Here is an 18,271-nt window from a genome sequence, read left to right on the forward strand (position 1 = left end):
CACCTTGAGCCGCTCGATCTCCCGCTCGCTCATCTCGATGCGCTTGTCCACCCAGCCCTCCGCTTCCAGACCAACAAGCGGACATTTCTACTTTGCCGGAAGCGGACATTACTATCTTGCTTCTACACTCGAACGGCCGCAGGTTGACAGAAGTGCCAGTCATGGATAGCATTACGGCTTACTCCTTTGCACGAAGAAACGCCCCATTCCGTCGACTCGGAACTGGGGCTTTTTCTTTCCCGTCACGGCAACACCCTCCGGGCCGCATCCGGCGCGGCCGGATTGACCCCGGCGACGCGGCAGATCACGATGGCCTCATGGAGCTTGCGATCTGCCCACTCCCGGATGAGCTGACGGATGACGTCGGTGCGCGTCTTGCCGGTGGCGTTGACGTAGCCGTCCAGCACGCGCAGGTCCTCCGGGTCCAGTTCAAGGCGGACTTCTGTCCTGTCGGGCACGGCCATCTCCTTCACATCCAATCAGCCAACAGGAGGCGCGCATGGACATGCGTCTGAGCGTGTACGCGCTGGCCCTTGATCCATCGCGGTGCGTGGTGTGCTTTGAGGTGTTTGGGGACGTGGAGCCCGTGGCCGTGACCACGCAGCGGCACGCGCTGCAGCGCGGCTTTGCCGTGGTGCGCGGGCGTGAAGGCCGGGCGCTGCGGCTGACCGAAGCGCTGGCGGCCAAGGAGGCGCAGCGCGCCATTGACGCGGCAAGGGGCAAGCCGTGAGCAGCGCCAAGGCATCAGGCGGCCTCCGTTGCCATGCACGGGCGCCCGTGCCGGATGGAGCCCATGCGGCCCCTAGAATGGCCTTGCCGCAGACGCATTCCAGGAGGCCGCATGGGCGAAACCGCCACCATCACGCCGCAAGACGTTGCCCGCGGGCTGTTCATGGCCGCGCAGGAAGACGGGATCGACTGGCAGCAGGCGCGACTGCCGGCGGACGCCATCAGGTACGAGGCTGCGGCGCAGGCAGCGCTGCAAGCCTGGGCGCTTGGCAGCCCAGACTGGGACAAAGGGCTGCCGCCGCCAACGCGCGAGCTGGCCACCCTGTTTCTGGCGGACTTCATGCTCAAGCTCATGCGCGGCGACCTCGCTGGCCGGACGTGGACGGTGCCGGCCGGGTTGAGCGCCGCTCAGCAAGCCAGGCTCGCAATCGCGCAAGAGCTTGCGACGGCGGCAGGCCGCGGCGTGCCGCCTCACTGAGCAAGGCTGCAAAGGCAGCCGCATCGGCACCGCCGCGCTCGATGCCGCTGACGCGAAAGACGGTTGCCGCTTTCATCCTAGGCCGCCTCCTTGGCCGCCACGTCGATGCACGGGCGGCCATCCGGGTGCGGCCAGTTTGGGTCATCGACTTTCTCAGCCAGATAGGCCCTCCAGCCATCTGGAAGTGACTTTCGGTACCGCCACATGAAAACCGTTCCGGTCTTAGCGCCGATGCACCTAGCCAGCGCCGCGACACTCCCGGCCTTGTCCACAGCACGTTGCAGGATGAGCACATCTTGGTCACACATGCCACGAAATCTACACCTGTTGATGGCGCCTGTCAACATGTGACGAATCAACATATGTAAACATGTGTCCATGGCGCTCGGTCGCAACATTCGCCTCCTGCGCGAGGCACGTGGTCTCAGCCAAGTTGACCTAGCCAAGAAGGCTGGGATAGGGGATCACCGCGCCATCAGCGCTCTAGAGGTACGCGATAGCGTTCGCTCGCAGTTCACGCTCCAAATCGCGAAGGCGCTTGAGGTTCCGCCAGAGTTGCTGCAAGACACTGAAGATGAAGTCTTGGCGTGGATTGCTGCAGACAGAAAAATTGCGACATCACCTGTCAACCAGGCACTCTCAGCAGCCATCCACGCCGCCCTGCCCGTCGTGCTGGACGCCATCGCCATGTGCCCGCACCGCGACGAGCTGCGCACGCTGCTGGCGCTGCTGGTGGACCATGACGCACCGGCCTACCGGCAGCGGCTGGCGGAGCTGCTGGGTAGCTTCGACCCGCGCGGGCCGAACCTGACGCCGAAGGACATGGAGCTTGCCGAACGAGTGAAAAAAGCGGCCAGAGCCGCTGAATCCTTTGACGTCGTTGGGACCTTGAAACAGCAAGTCAAGACCTGATGACCTTAGCCAGAGCTTCCCTTATTCCGCCCGGCCGCTCTGTGATAAGCCTGGCGGCTCTCGAAAAAATCGTCTCCTGGCCAGGCTGTCCAGCCAGGCGGTCGCGTATGTTCGACGCCGTGGCCGCCTTCATCGGTCACCTGCACGGCATCGGCCTGCATGGGCAGGAGCTGTGGATCGACGGCTCGTTCGTCTCGCCCAAGCCGGAGCCAGCCGACTGGGACGCCGTGCTGTGGCTATCGGATGAAGACGTGCGCAACTGCACCCAATCGCAGTATCATGCGCTGCAGGCCCTCAAACTGCGCAAGAATCTGCGGCAGCGTTATGGCGCAGACCTCTACATCGGGCGCTGGGATGACGCGGAAGAGCGCGACTACTGGCACCGATGGTTCAGCGCAGACCGTGACGGGGCCGCCAAGGGCTACGCGGTGATCATCCTATGAAGACGGCGCAGGAAAAATTGAACTTCTACGCTGCGCGCCACGCGCGGCAGCGCCAGCGCGCTGAAAACAGCCCGCAAGACCAGGCTGCCAGCTTTTTCGCGTCTGTGTATGGGCAATATGTGGAAGAAGCCGAAGACGAGCGCATCATCGAGCAGCGCGCGCGTGCTGGAGAGCTCATCGAGCTTCGCTTCATGGGTGAGCGCGCCAATGGGCGGCTTCCTCTGCGCGCGTTGCTGGATGCTGTGGATCCCTTCGAGCGCGGCATGGCGCACGCCGCACACCGTCTGCACACCGGCGAGACGGCTCGCCAGCCGGTGCAGTCCGTGCGCGACCTGCTTGGGCTGGAATTCGCCGGACTGGAGCACGGCTCCACGCGGGTGCTGGTCCTTGGCGACAGCCGGGCCGACCTGACAGGCGTCAACCTCTTCGAGGCCACCGCCACGCAGGTTTTCCGCTTCCTCAACGCCAAGGGCGACGACTTCTACGATGCGGCCGATGCCATCGGCGGCCAGGCCGCGCGCTGCATCGATGATCTGCTCAAGGAGACGTCCGGCTACGGCATGACGCTGGAGATGTCGTGCCAGCGTGACCTGCTGCCGTGGCTGTCGTGGCGCGGCACGACGGATGAAATCGACCGCGTGCGCCGTCTCATCGAGACTACGCAGGAGCCGGAGGTTTACGAAGAGACGCTCGAAGGCGTGGTGGCCGCGCTGTCGGATGTTGGGTCTATCACGCTGTGCATCGGCGACGAGAAGCGCCGCGTGCGCTTCCCGCTGAAGCTGATCAAGCAAGCCCAGCAGCTCACCATTGCGCAGCCAGCCAAGCTGCGCGTGCTCACCTCCCGCTACTACGACAGCGTGTTCAAGCGCGACGTGTACAAGCACACGCTGATCGGCTGACCACTCCCTGAGCGACATGCCGCACCCGCCCCACGAGGCGGGTTTTTCTGCCGTCTGCAGCCTTATGATAGTGCCTCATGAGCACCTTCCGCATCACCTACGACGGCCCGGCGCTGCAGGCGCACACCATGGACGTGCGCGACCTGGCGCCGGCCTTGCTCGCGCTGGGCGACCTGTGCGAGGAGTCGGGACGCTCGCTCTTTGGCGAGTCGGTGCGCGTGCGGGTGGACGTGCGGGCGAGCTTCCGCACCGGCAGCTTCGGCATTGATCTGTCGGTCTCGGCCCAGCTGGCGCAGCAGCTCATGGCGTGGCTTTCTGGGGATGGGGCCACGGCGGTGGCCAATGCCAAGACCATTCTGGAGGTCATCGGCATTGGCGGGGCGGGGCTGATCGGGCTGATCCAGTGGCTGCGCGGGCGGCGCATCACGCGCGTGGAAACGGTGCCTGAGGGCCGGCGCCTGACGGTGGACGACGGCGAGTGCACCGTGGTGGAAGAGCGCGTGATCATGCTGTTTCAGCGCCGGGCGGTGCGCGAGGCGCTAGCCAAAGTGGTGGAGCCCATCGAGCGTGAGGGCATCGAGCGGCTGGCGCTGGGCGACGACGATCGCATCGGCGTCATCATCGAGCGCGCGCAGGCACCGTGGTTCCACGCGCCGCCGCCCGAGGATGTGCTGCTGATGGAGGAGGTGCGCACGATCGCCTTTTCCATCGTCAGCCTGTCCTTCCGCGAGGACAACAAGTGGCGGCTCCACGACGGCCAGAATACGGTGTTCGTGACCATGGCCGACCGCGATTTCCTCGACCGCGTGGACCGCAACCTGGTGCGCTTTGCCAAGGGCGACATTCTGCTGGCTGAAACCCGCGTGACGCAATGGCAGACGGCGCAAGGGCTGCGCACGGAGTACACCATCGTGCGCGTGCAAGAGCACCGCCAAGGCGCGGCGCAGATTGAGCTGCCCATGCCGTCCTGAGCCCGCCTCAGGCCCGCGCCGCCGGCTGCGCCACCAGCTTCACCCCCAGGGCCTTGCACACCCGCGCAATCGTGTCAAAGCGCGGGCTGGAGCCGGGCCGCAGCGCCTTGTAGAGCGCCTCGCGGCCTATGCCGGCGTCCTGCGCAATCTGCGTCATGCCGCGTGCGCGCGCAATGTCGCCTAGCGTGGCCGCCAGCAAGGCCGGATCGCCCTCTTCCAGCACCAGGCTGAGGTATTCGGCGATGTCCTGCTCGCTTTGCAGCATCTCGGTGATGTCGAACTCCGGCAGGCTTGACACAGAGACTTTGGGTTGCATGGCTCACTCCTGAAGGGCTCGGGCCAGCTCGATGGCCTTGGCAATGTCTGATGCCTGGCTGGCCTTGTCGCCGCCGCCCAGCATCACCACCAGCACAGCGCCGCGCTGCGTGTAGTACATGCGCCAGCCGGGGCCGAAGAACTCGCGCATTTCCCACACGCCTTCGCCCACCGGCTTGACGTCGCCCAGGTTGCCCAACTGGGCCTTGCGCAGGCGCAGCCCCAAGCGCTTGCGCGTCATCCCGTCTTTCAAGCCGGCCAGCCAGCGCTCGAACTCGGGCGTCAGCTTGACCGTGTACATGCGCCGATTGTATTCGATCGAATACAAAAGACAAGCCGCCCACCCGCCCCAGAGGCGGGTTTTTTTGCCCGCGCCGGCGGGCCGGTGTTGCAGGAAGGCGACGGTTAGGGTTTTCCCTATATCTACGTTTGTTGACATTACTATCGACATCTGTAGATAATCACGCCATCGCAACGCAAGAAGGAGCAACGCGATGGACTGCAAGGAAGACCGGATCGTCACGTGGGGCTGCTACGCGGCGGCCCTGGCGCTGGCGGCCATGTGGATCGGGGGGTGGCTGTGATGTGCCCGACGCCGGCGGGCTTTTTCTTTCAAGGAGGTGCCGAGATGGACTACGACCGGTGGCTGGATCGGAAGTGGGACGAGTACTGCGAGAGCTACGACCGCGCCTGCAGACCACGAGACGGCGTGTACGAGGCGTTGATTGAGCTGGGGCCGATCAGCGCCCTGATGCGCTATACGGTGCGCGGCGGCGTGCCGAACGAAGTGGTCGGCATCTTCTTGGATGACGCCTGGTGCGAGCGCACCAACCAGCTCGAGCTGGTGGAGATCACCGGCATTGTCGAGATGCCGGATCACGCCCTTCTAGCCATGGCCGACCCGGCACGAGACGCGCTACTGCAGCGCATCGACTTCGAAGTCGAGGACTACGACGGGCCGAATGACTACTGACACGGCAACAAGCCCGGCCGGCGCGCAGCGGCCGGGTCAGGTCAACCCGCTTGAAATGAAAGGGGAAACACAGATGAGGTCTGCTGAGCACGGGGCATCCCGCCCAACCCTGCCCCGCCCGGCGCGCACCGTGCCGCCCTACCACACCGGCAAGGTCTCCATCGGCTGCGCGTGGCAGCCGCTGCAGCGGCCCTACCACGACCGCGACGCCTGCCGCCTGCAAGAGGCGCTGCTGGCCGGCTGCGAGCCGCGCCGCAGCGGCAACGGATTTGTCCTGGCCGCAGCACTCGCACTGCTGGCCGCTGTCATCGGCCTGCTGGCTGCTTGAACAAGCAAAGGAGCCCCACATGAGTACCGCCCTCGCAACCCTCACGCAGAAGCTGGCCGCCCGCCTCGACATGGGCGACGGCGCCGACCTGATCGACACGCTCAAGGTCACCGCCTTCAAGGGGCAGGTGTCGGATGCACAGATGACCGCCCTGATGGTCGTCGCCAACCAGTACGGCCTGAATCCTTGGACCAAGGAGATCTACGCCTTCCCAGACAAGAACAACGGCATCGTGCCCGTGGTCGGGGTGGACGGCTGGAGCAGGATCATCAACAGCCACCCGCAATTCGACGGGATGGAATTTGAGCAGGACGACGAATCCTGCACCTGCATCATTTACCGCAAGGACAGAAGCCGCCCGATCAAGGTCACCGAGTACAAGGCCGAATGCAAGCGCAACACAGAGCCATGGGAAAAGTGGCCGCGCCGCATGTTGCGCCACAAGGCCATGATCCAGTGCGCTCGCCTGGCGTTCGGGTTTACCGGCATCTACGACCACGACGAGGCCGAGCGACTCGTCGAAGCCATCGACGCGCAGACGGGCGAGATCGTCAAAGTCAAGCCAGCGCAGCCAGACAGACCGGCGCTTGAGCCCTACCCGGCCGACAAGTTCAGCGAATTCTTCCCGAAATGGCGTGCGCTGATCGAGTCCGGCCGCAAGACCGCCGACGACATCATCGCCATGGTCACGTCGCGCGCCACCCTCACAGATGCCCAGATCAAGGCCATCCGCGACTGCGCCGTCGTGGACGTGGACACCACCGAAGTCACCGAGTAAGGAGGCCAGACATGCCCACCATCCACAACGTCGCCCAGGGCAGCGCCGAGTGGCACGCGCTGCGCGCCAGCCACTTCACCGCCAGCGAGGCCGCCGCCATGATGGGGTGCAGCCCCTACGAGACGCGCTCCGCCCTGCTGCGACGCAAGGCCCTCGGCATCGCCGAGGAGCCGGACGCCGCTCGCCAGCGTCTGTTCGAGCGCGGCCACGAAGCCGAGGCCGCCGCGCGGCCCATCGCCGAGACGATCATCGGCGAAGAGCTCTACCCTGCCACGATGACCGCCGAGATCGAGGGCCTGCCGTTGCTGGCTAGCCTCGACGGCCTGACGATGGACGGCCGCATCGCATGGGAGCACAAGCTGATGAACGAGCGCATCAACAGGGCGCTCATCGAAACCGACATGCCTCCCATGGATCACGTCTGGCAGATGGAGCACCAGCTGCTGGTCAGCGGAGCCGAGGAAGTGCATTACTGGGCCAGCACCGGCCAAGGCCCGTATGCCATGCGCACCTACCGCAGCGACCCGGCCCGGCGCAAGGCGCTCATCGAAGGCTGGAAGCAGTTCCAGCGCGACCTGAACGACCCGGACATGACCAACTTCCGGCCCGCACCGGAGCCGGTGCAGGCCAAGCCGGTGCCTGGCTTCGGCGCGCTGGTGCTGCGGGTTGAGGGCCGCGTGCTGGCCTCCAACCTGGACGCCTTCCGTGCAGGAGCCGATGCGTTCCTGGCCCGCTTGCCAAAGGCCGCCGAGCTTGCCACCGACCAGGACTTCGCCGACGCCGAGGCTGCGGCCAAGGCGTGCAGCGAGGCCGAGGCCCGGATCAAGGCCGCGAAGGAGCAGGCCATCGCGCAAATGGCCGACGTGGAAGTGGTGCTGCGCACCGCCGACGAAGTGGCCGAGACCATCCGGCAGGCGCGGCTGGCGCTGGAGAAAGCAGTCAAGGCCCGCAAGGACGAAGTGCGGTCCGAGGCCGTCAAGCGTGCCGCCGACCGCGTGCGCGAGGCCTACTCCGCGCTGGCCGGAGAGCTTGGCGAGTACGCGCCCGGCATCCCGGCCAGCCTGAGCGCAGAGCTTGCCGCCAGCATCAAAGGGCTGAAGAAGATCGACAGCATCCGCGAGCGGCTGGACGAAGCGGTGTCCAGGGAGCAGATCGACCTTGCGCTGTGGGCCGAGCGCATCCGCAAGGGCCGCGCGCTGCTGGAAGCCGCGAAGGCCGAGCACGGCGCGCTGTGGCCCGATGCGCCGCGCCTTGCGCAGACGCTGGACGAGGAAGCCATCCGTGGCGTCATCGCCAGCCGAGTAGCCGACCACCAGGAGCGCCAGCGCAAGCGCGAAGAAGCCGAGCGCGAGCGCATCCGCCGCGCTGAGGAAGAGCGGCAGCAGCGCGAGCAGGCGCAGCGCCAGACCATCTCCAGCAACCCCGTGCTCGATGGCCTGATCGACGTGCCGCCAGCGCCGCCGAAGCCGAAGCGCGCGGACATCCTGAGCATCGATGAGATCAACAGCTACATCAGCCCGCTGCGCATCGACGAAGAAGGGCTGCGGGTGCTGTGCATCGGCTGGCCGGTGCCGAGCGACGAGATCGGGCGCGTGATCGAGGCGCTGATCGAGCACCTGAGCGCCCGCGTGACGGCGGCGGCCTGACCGCCAATCAATCACATCCGATGCACTGCCGCTATTGCTTAACCATTCACCATCTTAACCGACCACAAAGGAGCCCCCATGAAAGAAGTCAACCGCCCGGCATCAGCCGCCCCCGAGTGTCTGGAACGCGAGATGCGGTGTGCGCATCAGGTCATCCCAATGTGGGCGGCGACCAAGGCACGGGGTGGCCACAATGACTGACCGCTATCGCAAGAAGCCCGTCGAGGTCCGGGCCTGGAAGATCAGCCTTGACGGGCAAGAACCTGACTGGGTGCGCGAGGCATTCGACGGGGGGCGCATCGACTGGTGCCCGGCTGGCGAAGGGATCTACATCAACACGCTAGAAGGCCGCATGAAAGCCAACATTGGCGACATGCTGATCGAAGGCGTGAAGGGCGAGCTGTACGGCTGTCGGGCGGATATCGGAACACACTACGTGCGGGCCAAGGTGCGAAGCACTATCGCCACCCTGAAGGAGCGACTAGCAGAAACCACCGACGACCTAACCCGCTGCCCCAACTGCGGAGGGCCGGCCGACAATGGCCACGATCGTGAAGTGCCACCGAACCCTTATTGGTGCAGCAAATGTTCGGGGTCTTGAAATGGCAGGCCGCACCAAGCCCAAGCGCAGGCGCGTCACGCCCCGCGTGATCCGCAGCTACACGCTGTGGCACGAACTGATGGCGAGCCCGACCGAGCCGCTGCCGCTGGAGTGGCGCACGCACCACCTGACACGCATGTGGCAGGGCTTGGCGGCACTTGAGACAGCGCCGAATCCCAGCAAGGATGACTGGCGCGTGTGCAGCGATGCCGTCAACATGCTGGAGACGCTGGTCACGCGCGGACCGTGGATGGCCTGCGACGGATCGCTGGTCGAGATCGCCGACAACGGCCTGCTGGATGACGCCATCACGGCGCTGGCGATGGCCGGACGACGACACCGTGCTGGAGGGTCGATCCGGCTGGATGGCGCTGGCATCCGCGCCGTGCGCGCCGTGCTGGAGGACTACGCCATGGTGCTGGAGACGCTGCCCGCGCGCAGCATGGTGCGCTGCCACCGGCTGACCGAGCAGCGGATCGCGGACATCCTTGCAGGTCGCAAGCTGCCGCATGATGTGGAGGTGATTGACCTATGAGCCTGATGATGACGATGATTCTGATGGAGCAATACGGCCCACGCTTGAGCATGGATCAGCTCGCCAAGGTCCTTGGTCTGGCGACTGCCACGCTGCACGCGCGCATCGGGCGCGGCGAGCTGGACATCCCCACCTACGTCGATGGCAAGCTGCGGTGGGCGGATACGCGCGACGTGGCCGAGTACCTGGACCGCAAGCGCGACGAAGCCAGGCGCGATATGGGTGTGGTGTCAATCCTCCCCGCCCTAAAGGGCGGAGCTTGTGAAAGCAAGCTCGGTTGACCAGACCATGCGCGAGCATTGACATCCTCCCCCGCCTGAAGGCGGGGGATTCCCACTTCAACGAAGCCAGCCAATGCGCACTTACATGCACACAGGACTTACAGCTTCTCGATGGGCTGACACCGCCAGTCCGGCGGCCAGAACATTGCGCGCGGCGTTGATGGGTGAGTTGACGCTCGCGGCCCAACCCGTGTTATCCTCATGGCCCTTGTTTAGGACCTACAGCGAGCATACGCATGATCGAGCGCATGGCGGCGCATGTGCTGGCAAGCCACTGGGATGGCAGATTGCCGGTTGATGTCCATGCCATCGCCTCGCGCATGGGGCTAGAGGCATGCTGCGGCCCCATCGAGGAATCTGGCCGCATCGAGCTCGTCGGAAAGCGGCCGCGCATCACCGTCAACTGCGCTGAGGCGCGTGTGCGGCAGCGCTTCACCGTGGCCCATGAGCTGGGGCACTGGGCGCTGGGGCACCTGGGGCATGGCCAGCGCCTGTTCCTCGACGCGCCGCAAGCCTTCACGCTGGCTGCCGCAGGCCCGGAGCGCGAGGCCAATGCTTTTGCCACTGCGATCCTGATGCCAGCGGATGCGCTGCGCTTCGTGATGCAAGAGGGCTTTGCCGATTCGCTCGAATCGCTCGCCAGGATGTTTGACGTCTCGCAAGCGGCCATGCGCTGGCGCGTGCACAACCTGGGTCTTTTCTCTGGGCTATGACCGACCCCCAGCAGATCGACCTGTCGCAAGACGTGGTTGACCTGTCGTGCGAGCGTCCCATCTTCGATGTGCAGGAGCGCCTTTATCGCCGGCGCTATGAGCAGCGACGCTGGCTCTTCTGGGCGGCCATTGCCGCAGTGGATGCAGGTCGCCCAGCGGTCGTGGCGAACACGTTCACCCGCCGCTGGTAGATGGAGCCGTATCTGAAAGCGGCAAAGAAGCGCGGAATTCGCGTCCGCATTGTGGAAGCCACTGGAAAGTGGCAGAACGTTCACGGAGTACCGGAGGATGTCATTGATTACACATGCCAACGGCTGTTGGAACTGGGGTCCACGGCATTATGAATGCGCAGTCGAGCGGATCGAGCGCGACGAAGCCCTGCTGCGGCAGGCGCTGGAGGCTTTAGAACTTCGCTGCGGCACCAATGCGGATGAGCGCAAGGAACTCATTCCTGCCCTACTCAAGAGGCTGGAGAGTGACGATGTGCGATGAGGTGATCTTCCGTGGGCGCTACCTTCACACGATCGAGGACTTGCAGTCCGCCCTGGGTGGCGGCAAGATCGTGCCGAACCGTCAGTGCGGCTACGCCGACGACGACCTGCTGCCGCACTGCTGCCTGTGCCCGGTCGATCTGGCGCAGACGGCGGCGAAGAATGGCATGCGCCTGTGGCCTTCGTCGGAGGGCGAAGGCGTGTGGATCATGTTGGACGACGACAGCCACCCGGAGCGGGGGCTTTCGGAGACAAGTTATGAATGATGCGAAAACCCACGCGGCACCGCCGCCACCTTTAGGCCTCGCGCATCCTCGGCGACCGCTTCGGCGCTGACCCCCTCCGCTGTCTGGTCTGGCGCGCCGGTCGCCATGGAAATGGAGCGCTCCACGCGCTCGATGATCCAGTCGGTGAGCCGCTGGCTATTTTCGCGCGACAAGCGCACCCAGCGAGCCTTGAGGCTCGCCGGGACGCGCAGGTGTATGAGGGCTTCATTCATCCTTGATGTCCCGCAGACGCGCGGGGCGGCCGTCTTCAAGACGGCGGATCGACCCAAAGGCCGCAGCGTACTCGATCGCGTCTTCCCGCTTGCGGGTCAAGTATGTGCCGACAGAGCCGGCAGGGACGCGGTACTGTGCGGCTCGGTCGTCGTAGGTGACGATGACGTAGCCGGTCTTGCGGCGGACGGCAATGGCATTGCCGATCTGGTGGACGGTGATTTTGGATTCGGTGCCGATCATGACGATGCTCCTGTCTGGAATCGCGGTGCCGCCGCGTCGGCGGTCGAGCTGTCCTCGACCGTGCCTATATTAGAGCACATCATCAGGATGGTGTCAGCCCCCTGATCACGCCGGACCTCGATGCAAATCCTCCGGCCTCAGGTTGGTGTAGCGCTTGAGGTGCTGCCAGCTCCTGTGCCCAGATACCAGCGCGACCTGCTCGATCCGGAATCCGCGCTCGAACATCAAGCTGATGGCGTGGTGGCGCAGGTCGTGAAAGTGCAGGTCGGGTATCGACAGGGCGCGGCAGGCCCACGTAAAGTACTTTGACAGCGCGCTGTCCCCGATGGGGAAGATGCGCTCATCGGCACGCGGCTGGCGCTGCACCAAAGCCCACATGTCGCCCATCGCCGTGTCGGCCAGCAGCGGCACCCACTGATCGTTGCCGGCCTTCTGGCGCGGGTCTTTGCGATCCCGCACCAGCACCAGCCGCCTGGCGGCGTCCAGGTCGTCCCAGCGGATGCGCACGATCTCGCCACGGCGCATCGCCGTGCCCACCGCAAAGCGCACCGCATCGGCCCACACCTGGCCGTAGGTATCGTGCATGTGCGCGATGATGCGGTCGAGCTCATCATCGGTGGGCCTGCGCTCGCGCCTGCCGCCGCCGCCGATCAGCCCCAGAGGTGCGCCAGCAGCGGCCGCGCCTGCTGCACCACGTCCGGCAGCGTCATGTGCTTGATGCTGGCCACCATGCGCATGACGGTGCCGAGCTTGGACACCTCCATGTTGACCGTGTACGGCCCCGCGCCTTCGTCGGCGCGCATCTGCGCGTATCCCACGAGATCATCGGGCCGCAGCCTGGCGGCATCGAGCGTCCCCAGGTGATCGGCCAGGCGGCGCAGGTTGTAGTGCTCGGTGGTGGTGTCCAGCACCGGGCGCGACTGCGCGCGCAGGCGCCGGTAGTCCTCGATCAGGTCGGCGACCGTGTAGCAGCGCTTTGCTGCTACCGCAGCGGCCCCTGGTAGCACGCCGCGGTCGATGTCTGCCTCGATCTGCCGCGCCCACTTCTCGGCCGCAGCCTTGGTGTCGAACGACTTGGTGTAGACTGGCCACCCCTTGCGGCGCACCTGCGCACGCCAGCGGCCCCTGTGCTGGATGATCGATGCCATCTTGAGTGCTACCGGTAGCAGTTGGTAGCAACAGCATAGCAAAAGATCGCCAAGCATCAGAGGGAAACACGAAGGGAGACAAGCAGCCCTTGCTAGGTGCCCCGCCGTAGTTCAACGGATAGAACGGCCGCCTCCTAAGCGGCAAATCCAGGTTCGATTCCTGGCGGGGGGACCAAACGCGGATACCAAACAGTCCCAATCTGTCTCACTTATTTTTATAAAACAACGGTTTACGGCGACTCTTATCCGTCGTGCTGTTGCAAGCTGTCCCACAAAGTCCCTTTACAGCCCACGATTTTGGGGGTATTTTTGGGGTACTTTTGAGGCCCTCTTGGGGTATCGGGCGCTCGATACCCCCACGCTACAGGAGACGTACCCCATGCTCACCGACGCTGCTATCCGGGCGCTGAGGCCCACTCAGAGGCCCTACAAGGCTTCCGACGCTCATGGCCTATACGTTCTTGTGACTCCTGGGGGGTCAAAGCTCTGGCGGTTCAAATATCGTCACGGTGGCCGCGAGCGCCTGCTGGCGCTCGGTGCATACCCCGCTGTGACCTTACGCGAGGCTCGCGAGCTGCGCGACGAGGCGCGGCGCATGCTTGCGCGCGGACTTGATCCCTGTGCTGAGCGGCAGGCCGCTAAGCGCCGGGCGCTAGAGGCCGAGGGCAGCACCTTTGCTGCGGTCGCCGAAGAGTGGCGAAAAAAGCAGTTGAGCAAAACGTCTGCGCGATATCAAAAAAAGTGCTGGCGTTTTGTAGAGCGGGATTTACTGCCGTATCTAGGGGATTCGCAAATATCGGAAATCGGCGCACCAAAGATTTTAGAGGCTGTCCGTCGCGTTGAATCGCGCGGCGTTATTGAAACCGCGCATAAAGTTTTACAGCTTGCGGGCCAAATATTTCGATATGCCGTAGCCACCGGAAAAGCCCAGTCAGACCCTACGCCAGCGCTACGCGGCGCGCTGGAGCCGGTACGCGTCACCCATATGGCAGCGCCAACCGACCCAAAAAAAGTTGGTGAAATTCTTCGCACATTTGATGCGTTTAGAGGAGGCCCAATTGTCGCTGCCGCCTTAAGGCTATTACCGCTCGTTTTCGTACGTCCGGGCGAGCTGCGTACGATGCAGTGGAAGGATATTGACTTTGATACGTGTGAATGGAAATACACCGTATCCAAAACAAAAACACCTCACATTGTACCGCTCTCCAGGCAAGCAATTGCGATATTAAAAGATATTCACCCATTGACCGGACATTTGCAGGGCGGCTACGTATTTCCAAGTGCGCGTTCGTCATTGCGTCCCATGAGCGATGCAGCGATTAATGCGGCGCTAAAAAGATTGGGTATTGATACAAAAAGCGAATTGACCGCCCACGGCTGGCGGGCAGTCGCGCGCACGCTCTTGCACGAGCAGATCGGATACCCTCCCGAAGTCATCGAGCACCAGCTCGCGCATGCGGTGCCCGACCCGCTGGGACGGGCTTATAACAGAACGAAATTTTTAGCGGAACGCAAAAAGATGATGCAAAAATGGGCCGATTATTTAGATAAGATAAAAAATCAATAATTTATCGAAAGAGCCGTTTTAGCGGCAACGATCGTTCTTTCGATATAATGCCGGCTTTTTCGGCGTCCGGTTTTTGAAATGTTTTCTTCGATTGCACGTGCGATTGCTTCATCCGACCACCCTTTCCGTAGCGCATGATAAGCGAATCCGAATTCTTTTCGACTGAAATCGATCGCGCTTTTGCCACGCACCACCCCCGCCCCCGAGGGGCGGGGAGAGGGATTGAAATTTTTTACGGCCAGCAGATACGGCGCGTGGTCAAAAAATTGCGCATTTTCACTCGAAACGGCAATCACGCGTGTCAAAAAGCCAGCCTTTCCTGGCTTTTTCTGGCGAAAGCCCGCCAATCGGCCCCAGCGTGGCTCGGAAACGGCGCCGGGATCTGAGCCGCAAATACCGCAAAGCGCACGGGCGATTTCTTGTCGCTCTTCGCGTGATAAGGCGCGATTACATATAATCCACGCCTGCGCGCTATCGGCGCTGGTCTGAATTGCAATTGATTTGTATTTTTTGGCGATTTTCTCCGCAAAACTCGGCGTCAAGTCGTCAAGCATTATCGCTGGGTGCGAGTAGCTTTTTGGACGAACCCATATATTGCACCCGTGCGCATTTTTATGCTTTAGCCAGCCTTCGAGCGCGCCAAAGTCTTCGGGCCTGTCAACTGCTTTTCGCGCTTCAAAAACGCGCGAAACGCGGCCGCTTTGATCGTATTCTGCCGCCGCGAATTGCAAAATTCCACAGCTGAGCAGCATAAATTCGATTTGCGTTTTCATTTTTTGCGTTTTCATTTCATTCTCAAGATTTTTTTCACGCTTTCCCACGCCAGCGCCTCCGCCTCGGCGCGCGGCAGCCCGCCGAGGTACTCTGCGATCGCGGCGCGTTCTTCGAAGGCCTCGCGCCCCAGCTCGCTGCGCAGCAGCGCCAGCAGCTCCGTCTTGCGCTCGCGGATCACCGGCAACCACCGCGCGCGCGCAGGCGCCGGGCCGCGCACGCGGATGGTGTCGCCGTCCGCTATCAGCACCAGCCCGTCGCCGGCCATGGCCGCGACGACGGCCAGCAGCGAGGTGAGAGCTTGTGCCGTCATACGATATCCTCCTCACCCCCGGCGACAGCGGCGACACTTTGTGTAAACCTTTGATTTTTCTGGTGTTTTGTGTCGCCACGCGGTGGCGACAGGCTGGCGACACTTGGCGACGTGTCCAGCACGACGACCTCAACGCCCGCCCGGGCCACCAAGCCGGCGGCCTCGAGCTGCGCCACGGCCACGTCACGCGCGGCTGCGCTGCGCAACGCGCGCGGCCCCTCGCGGACCACCGCGCGCAGCTGCGCGCGTCCGCCGCGCTCCAGCAGCCAGCTGTAAAGCGCGAGCGCCGCGTGCGTCCCGCCCGCGTCTCCCCGCCCTACCGTGCGCGCCCAGTGCTCCAGGCTATGCAGTGCCAGCGCCTCGCCGCCGGCGGCATGGCGCTCCGCCACCACAGGCGCCCCCTCCCAGGCCGCCAGCACCGCGGCGACGCGCGTGGCCAGCTCGGTGGCCCGCAGCGCGAAGGGGCGCAGGGGTCCGCCCAGCCGCCCGCCGTCCAGCGCCTCGGTCTCCAGATCCTCCAGCAGCGCGCCCAGCCGCTGCAGCGCGGCGGGCTCGACCTCCAGCACGGGCAGCGCGTCGCAGCTGCGTGGCAGGGGCTGGGCCAGCAGGTCGTCGCACCGCGCCCAGAAAGCTACTATCGCCGGATCATCGTCCGCCCGCCACGGCGCCAGCCGCCGAGGCTCCGGCGGCGGCAGCACCACGAGCAGGCTGCGCGGCCACAGGCCTACCCCTGCGAGCAGCCGGTCAGCCAGCGCCTCGCGCGCGGCTTCGGGCTGCAGGAGGAGATGGAGGCTCAGGCGCACCCCCGAGCGCTCCAGGCGCGAGCCGCGGCGCAGGTTGCTGAGGCCGGCGCCGTCCCACAGCGCGCACAGCCCCGCGGCCATGCGCAGGCGCCGCTCGGCGGCCATGCCCCAGCCCCCCAGGAGCATCCCCCCCTCTGGGGCGAGGAGCAGCTGCGCCGGCGCCCCCTCGGCGAGCGCGGCGTGCAGGCCCTCCAAGGTCGCATCCGCGCACAGCCGCCACGGGGGCGCCGCGGGCGGGCGGCCCTCGCGCGCGGCGGCGCGGCAGGCCCGCGCGTGCGCCTCGCCTGCCTGCGCCTGCCACGCGCGCAGGCGCGCCGCAGCGACGCCCTCGGCCAGACTTTTCCCGCTGCCGCTGGGGGCCACGCTTAGCCCGTAGAGGCTGGGCGGTACGGCTACGCCGGCAGGCGTGCGCACACCGGCCCACACCGCGCTCACCAGATGACTAGCCGCCACCAGCATCGCCTGGCCCGCCAGGGCCGGGTGCACCTGCGCGCCCCGGCTGAGCGCGTCCGCGGCCTCTGCCAGCGGGCCTAGGGCCTCGAGGGGATACGGCGGCGGCGGGGGGTCCAGGGCGGCCAGCGCGCTACGCGCGGCGGCGATCGCATCGGGCAGGCTTGCGCTCGTCATAGCCCACCCCCTTTCCGCAGCGCCTCCGCGCGCACGAGGACCCGCTCGATGTCTTCCGGCCGCCACCGCGCGGCGCCACCGAGCCGCAGTGGCGGCGGCACGAGCCCAGCGGCCACCCACCGGTACAGCGTGCTGCGGCCGATACCCAGCGCGCGCGCCACCTCTGGCGCGCGCAGCAGTCTCACTTGCGGCGCGCTCATGCTCATGCTGCACCCCCTTCCTGCGTGCCCAGCGGCAGCAGCAGCTGCCCGGCCTGCGCTGCCTGCCGCGCGCGCTGCGCGGCGCGCTGCACGGCGCGCGGGTGCCGGCCCTGAGCTAGCGCCAGGGCGCGGGCGCTCGGCGCGCGCTCGCGCACGAGGTCGCCCAGCGAGCTCAGCGCTGCGCCGGCCTCCGCACCGCGGGCCACGGGGCGCCCCCCGGCGGTGCCGCCCAGCAGGCGGCGCAGGCGGCTGCGGGTGCGCGCCACGGCGCGCGCGGGAGGCAGACCCTCGAGAGCGGCGAGGACGATCTCCGCGGCCGCATCGGCCTCAGCGCCGGGCCACCAGCGGCGGCCGACGCGCGCCTCGGCCTGCGCCCAGGCGAGGAGCGCGCGCGCGTCGGGGGTGTGGGGGGTGTGGGTGCCGGCCGTCACAGCCGCCGGCGCGCTGTAAGTGCTTGAAAAGTCAGCCATTTTTCGCGTCCAGGTGTGGACGCGGCCGCTAGGGGGGGTGCGGGTGCGGCTGGAGGCCTCGGCGGCGCGCGAGCGGCGGCCGCGGGGGCGCTAGGCGGGGCGCCGGGCCTCAGGCCGCGGCGCGCAGGGGCAGGGGCAGCACGCGCGGGGCGAGGGCCTCGTGCGCCAGCGCGCGCCCGCGCGTGCGGGCGGCAGGGCGGGGTGTGGCGGCGCGGCGGTGGGCGGCGTGCAGGCCCGCCAGCGCGGCAGCACCGGCGGCGGCGGCAGCGGCCCCGGCAGCCGCGGTGGCGGCGCGCAGCAGCGCGGCAGCGGCGGCCAGCGCGCGCCCGGCCACCAGCGGCAGGCGGCGGGCCGCACGGGCGGCCGTGCCGGCCAGCCAGAGCAGCGGCAGCAGCGCTCCCAGCCACGCGGCCGGGGCGAGGTGGCCGTGCCCGGCCGGCGCGCCCAGCAGCAGCAGCCCGCCCAGGAGGGCGAGGAGCAGCACGAGCGCGCGCGGGTGAGGCAGCATGCGGCTAGCATATCACGCCTGGGACGGAAAT

General features: G+C 65.9%; 31 protein-coding genes and 1 tRNA gene. 19 read left to right on the forward strand and 13 right to left on the reverse strand.

What is annotated here, in order from left to right; genetic code table 11:
• Positions 1-242 precede the first annotated feature (242 nt).
• Positions 243-464: a ribbon-helix-helix protein, CopG family gene (locus tag Tchar_RS10875; RefSeq protein WP_132963567.1), complete on the reverse strand. Its 222-nt coding sequence runs from the start codon at positions 462-464 to the stop codon at positions 243-245.
• Between the two features lie 35 nt (positions 465-499).
• Between Tchar_RS10875 and Tchar_RS10880 the strand changes: the two genes are divergently transcribed.
• The 6 genes from Tchar_RS10880 to Tchar_RS10905 all read left to right on the forward strand — a co-directional run bounded on the left by Tchar_RS10880 (position 500) and on the right by Tchar_RS10905 (position 4,432).
• Positions 500-730: a hypothetical protein gene (locus Tchar_RS10880; RefSeq protein ID WP_132963566.1), complete on the forward strand. Its 231-nt coding sequence runs from the start codon at positions 500-502 to the stop codon at positions 728-730.
• Between the two features lie 111 nt (positions 731-841).
• On the forward strand, positions 842-1,207 hold the full coding sequence (locus tag Tchar_RS10885) for a hypothetical protein (RefSeq protein ID WP_144329039.1): 366 nt from the start codon (positions 842-844) through the stop codon (positions 1,205-1,207).
• A gap of 378 nt (positions 1,208-1,585) precedes the next feature.
• Positions 1,586-2,119 (forward strand): helix-turn-helix domain-containing protein, encoded by a 534-nt coding sequence (locus Tchar_RS10890; RefSeq protein ID WP_144329040.1) that lies wholly within the window; start codon positions 1,586-1,588, stop codon positions 2,117-2,119.
• Positions 2,119-2,562, forward strand: coding sequence for a DUF6932 family protein (locus Tchar_RS10895; RefSeq protein ID WP_408033582.1), 444 nt, complete (start codon positions 2,119-2,121; stop codon positions 2,560-2,562). The genes Tchar_RS10890 and Tchar_RS10895 overlap by 1 nt, the downstream gene beginning before the upstream one ends.
• Entirely contained in the window at positions 2,559-3,461 is a 903-nt protein-coding gene (locus Tchar_RS10900; protein WP_144329042.1) for a hypothetical protein, read from the forward strand. The genes Tchar_RS10895 and Tchar_RS10900 overlap by 4 nt, the downstream gene beginning before the upstream one ends.
• Before the next feature lie 77 nt (positions 3,462-3,538).
• On the forward strand, positions 3,539-4,432 hold the full coding sequence (locus tag Tchar_RS10905) for a hypothetical protein (RefSeq protein ID WP_144329043.1): 894 nt from the start codon (positions 3,539-3,541) through the stop codon (positions 4,430-4,432).
• A gap of 7 nt (positions 4,433-4,439) precedes the next feature.
• On the opposite strand, the gene Tchar_RS10910 is transcribed toward Tchar_RS10905, so the two are convergent.
• Both Tchar_RS10910 and Tchar_RS10915 read right to left on the reverse strand, forming a co-directional pair.
• Positions 4,440-4,748, reverse strand: coding sequence for an addiction module antidote protein (locus Tchar_RS10910; protein ID WP_144329044.1), 309 nt, complete (start codon positions 4,746-4,748; stop codon positions 4,440-4,442).
• 3 nt (positions 4,749-4,751) lie between these two features.
• On the reverse strand, positions 4,752-5,048 hold the full coding sequence (locus Tchar_RS10915) for a type II toxin-antitoxin system RelE/ParE family toxin (RefSeq protein WP_144329045.1): 297 nt from the start codon (positions 5,046-5,048) through the stop codon (positions 4,752-4,754).
• A 327-nt stretch (positions 5,049-5,375) separates the two neighbouring features.
• Between Tchar_RS10915 and Tchar_RS10920 the strand changes: the two genes are divergently transcribed.
• The 11 genes from Tchar_RS10920 (at position 5,376) to Tchar_RS10970 (ending at position 11,359) form a co-directional block, all read left to right on the forward strand.
• On the forward strand, positions 5,376-5,720 hold the full coding sequence (locus Tchar_RS10920) for a hypothetical protein (RefSeq protein WP_144329046.1): 345 nt from the start codon (positions 5,376-5,378) through the stop codon (positions 5,718-5,720).
• Positions 5,721-5,793: 73 nt separating this feature from the next.
• Complete coding sequence (locus Tchar_RS10925; protein ID WP_144329047.1) at positions 5,794-6,048, forward strand: hypothetical protein; 255 nt, start codon at positions 5,794-5,796, stop codon at positions 6,046-6,048.
• A gap of 19 nt (positions 6,049-6,067) precedes the next feature.
• Positions 6,068-6,826 (forward strand): phage recombination protein Bet, encoded by a 759-nt coding sequence (gene bet, locus Tchar_RS10930; protein ID WP_144329048.1) that lies wholly within the window; start codon positions 6,068-6,070, stop codon positions 6,824-6,826.
• 11 nt (positions 6,827-6,837) lie between these two features.
• Positions 6,838-8,472, forward strand: coding sequence for a lambda-exonuclease family protein (locus tag Tchar_RS10935; RefSeq protein WP_144329049.1), 1,635 nt, complete (start codon positions 6,838-6,840; stop codon positions 8,470-8,472).
• Between the two features lie 193 nt (positions 8,473-8,665).
• The gene (locus Tchar_RS10940; RefSeq protein WP_144329050.1) at positions 8,666-9,073 is read left to right on the forward strand and encodes a hypothetical protein; all 408 of its coding nucleotides are present in this window, start codon (positions 8,666-8,668) and stop codon (positions 9,071-9,073) included.
• Positions 9,012-9,608: a hypothetical protein gene (locus Tchar_RS10945; protein ID WP_144329051.1), complete on the forward strand. Its 597-nt coding sequence runs from the start codon at positions 9,012-9,014 to the stop codon at positions 9,606-9,608. Before Tchar_RS10940 ends, Tchar_RS10945 begins: the two co-directional genes overlap by 62 nt.
• The gene (locus Tchar_RS10950; protein WP_132963714.1) at positions 9,605-9,889 is read left to right on the forward strand and encodes a hypothetical protein; all 285 of its coding nucleotides are present in this window, start codon (positions 9,605-9,607) and stop codon (positions 9,887-9,889) included. The genes Tchar_RS10945 and Tchar_RS10950 overlap by 4 nt, the downstream gene beginning before the upstream one ends.
• A 236-nt stretch (positions 9,890-10,125) precedes the next feature.
• Positions 10,126-10,602, forward strand: a complete 477-nt coding sequence (locus Tchar_RS10955; protein ID WP_144329052.1) for an ImmA/IrrE family metallo-endopeptidase — start codon at positions 10,126-10,128, stop codon at positions 10,600-10,602.
• A complete protein-coding gene (locus Tchar_RS10960; RefSeq protein WP_144329053.1) occupies positions 10,599-10,793 on the forward strand; it encodes a hypothetical protein in 195 nt (64 codons plus the stop codon). The genes Tchar_RS10955 and Tchar_RS10960 overlap by 4 nt, the downstream gene beginning before the upstream one ends.
• 97 nt (positions 10,794-10,890) lie before the next feature.
• Entirely contained in the window at positions 10,891-11,094 is a 204-nt protein-coding gene (locus tag Tchar_RS10965) for a hypothetical protein (RefSeq protein WP_144329054.1), read from the forward strand.
• Positions 11,084-11,359 (forward strand): hypothetical protein, encoded by a 276-nt coding sequence (locus Tchar_RS10970; RefSeq protein WP_144329055.1) that lies wholly within the window; start codon positions 11,084-11,086, stop codon positions 11,357-11,359. The genes Tchar_RS10965 and Tchar_RS10970 overlap by 11 nt, the downstream gene beginning before the upstream one ends.
• Here Tchar_RS10970 and Tchar_RS10975 read toward each other — a convergent pair.
• From Tchar_RS10975 to Tchar_RS14090, 4 genes are all read right to left on the reverse strand, one after another.
• Positions 11,350-11,592 (reverse strand): hypothetical protein, encoded by a 243-nt coding sequence (locus Tchar_RS10975; protein WP_144329056.1) that lies wholly within the window; start codon positions 11,590-11,592, stop codon positions 11,350-11,352. The two genes, Tchar_RS10970 and Tchar_RS10975, sit on opposite strands and share 10 nt — an antisense overlap.
• Positions 11,585-11,833, reverse strand: a complete 249-nt coding sequence (locus Tchar_RS10980; protein WP_144329057.1) for a hypothetical protein — start codon at positions 11,831-11,833, stop codon at positions 11,585-11,587. Before Tchar_RS10980 ends, Tchar_RS10975 begins: the two co-directional genes overlap by 8 nt.
• Positions 11,834-11,938: 105 nt before the next feature.
• A complete protein-coding gene (locus tag Tchar_RS14085) occupies positions 11,939-12,418 on the reverse strand; it encodes a site-specific integrase (RefSeq protein WP_236640439.1) in 480 nt (159 codons plus the stop codon).
• Positions 12,419-12,483: 65 nt separating this feature from the next.
• A complete protein-coding gene (locus Tchar_RS14090) occupies positions 12,484-12,981 on the reverse strand; it encodes a hypothetical protein (protein ID WP_236640440.1) in 498 nt (165 codons plus the stop codon).
• 99 nt (positions 12,982-13,080) lie between these two features.
• On the opposite strand from Tchar_RS14090, the gene Tchar_RS10990 reads away from it, so the two are divergent.
• Positions 13,081-13,156 (forward strand) — tRNA-Arg (locus Tchar_RS10990).
• 204 nt (positions 13,157-13,360) lie between these two features.
• Entirely contained in the window at positions 13,361-14,548 is a 1,188-nt protein-coding gene (locus tag Tchar_RS10995; protein WP_144329058.1) for a tyrosine-type recombinase/integrase, read from the forward strand.
• Here the strand turns inward: Tchar_RS10995 and Tchar_RS11000 are convergent.
• From Tchar_RS11000 to Tchar_RS11025, 6 genes are all read right to left on the reverse strand, one after another.
• On the reverse strand, positions 14,542-15,369 hold the full coding sequence (locus tag Tchar_RS11000) for a DNA-primase RepB domain-containing protein (RefSeq protein WP_144329059.1): 828 nt from the start codon (positions 15,367-15,369) through the stop codon (positions 14,542-14,544). The two genes, Tchar_RS10995 and Tchar_RS11000, sit on opposite strands and share 7 nt — an antisense overlap.
• Positions 15,333-15,632, reverse strand: coding sequence for a hypothetical protein (locus Tchar_RS11005; protein ID WP_144329060.1), 300 nt, complete (start codon positions 15,630-15,632; stop codon positions 15,333-15,335). The genes Tchar_RS11000 and Tchar_RS11005 overlap by 37 nt, the downstream gene beginning before the upstream one ends.
• Positions 15,629-17,062 (reverse strand): DUF3987 domain-containing protein, encoded by a 1,434-nt coding sequence (locus Tchar_RS11010; protein ID WP_144329061.1) that lies wholly within the window; start codon positions 17,060-17,062, stop codon positions 15,629-15,631. The genes Tchar_RS11005 and Tchar_RS11010 overlap by 4 nt, the downstream gene beginning before the upstream one ends.
• Positions 17,059-17,268: a helix-turn-helix transcriptional regulator gene (locus Tchar_RS11015; RefSeq protein ID WP_144329062.1), complete on the reverse strand. Its 210-nt coding sequence runs from the start codon at positions 17,266-17,268 to the stop codon at positions 17,059-17,061. The genes Tchar_RS11010 and Tchar_RS11015 overlap by 4 nt, the downstream gene beginning before the upstream one ends.
• Complete coding sequence (locus Tchar_RS11020) at positions 17,265-17,732, reverse strand: hypothetical protein (protein WP_144329063.1); 468 nt, start codon at positions 17,730-17,732, stop codon at positions 17,265-17,267. Before Tchar_RS11020 ends, Tchar_RS11015 begins: the two co-directional genes overlap by 4 nt.
• A 109-nt stretch (positions 17,733-17,841) precedes the next feature.
• On the reverse strand, positions 17,842-18,240 hold the full coding sequence (locus Tchar_RS11025) for a hypothetical protein (RefSeq protein WP_144329064.1): 399 nt from the start codon (positions 18,238-18,240) through the stop codon (positions 17,842-17,844).
• Positions 18,241-18,271: the final 31 nt, after the last annotated feature.

The sequence above is a fragment of the Tepidimonas charontis genome (genome assembly GCF_007556685.1).
GTDB lineage: Bacteria > Pseudomonadota > Gammaproteobacteria > Burkholderiales > Burkholderiaceae_C > Tepidimonas > Tepidimonas charontis.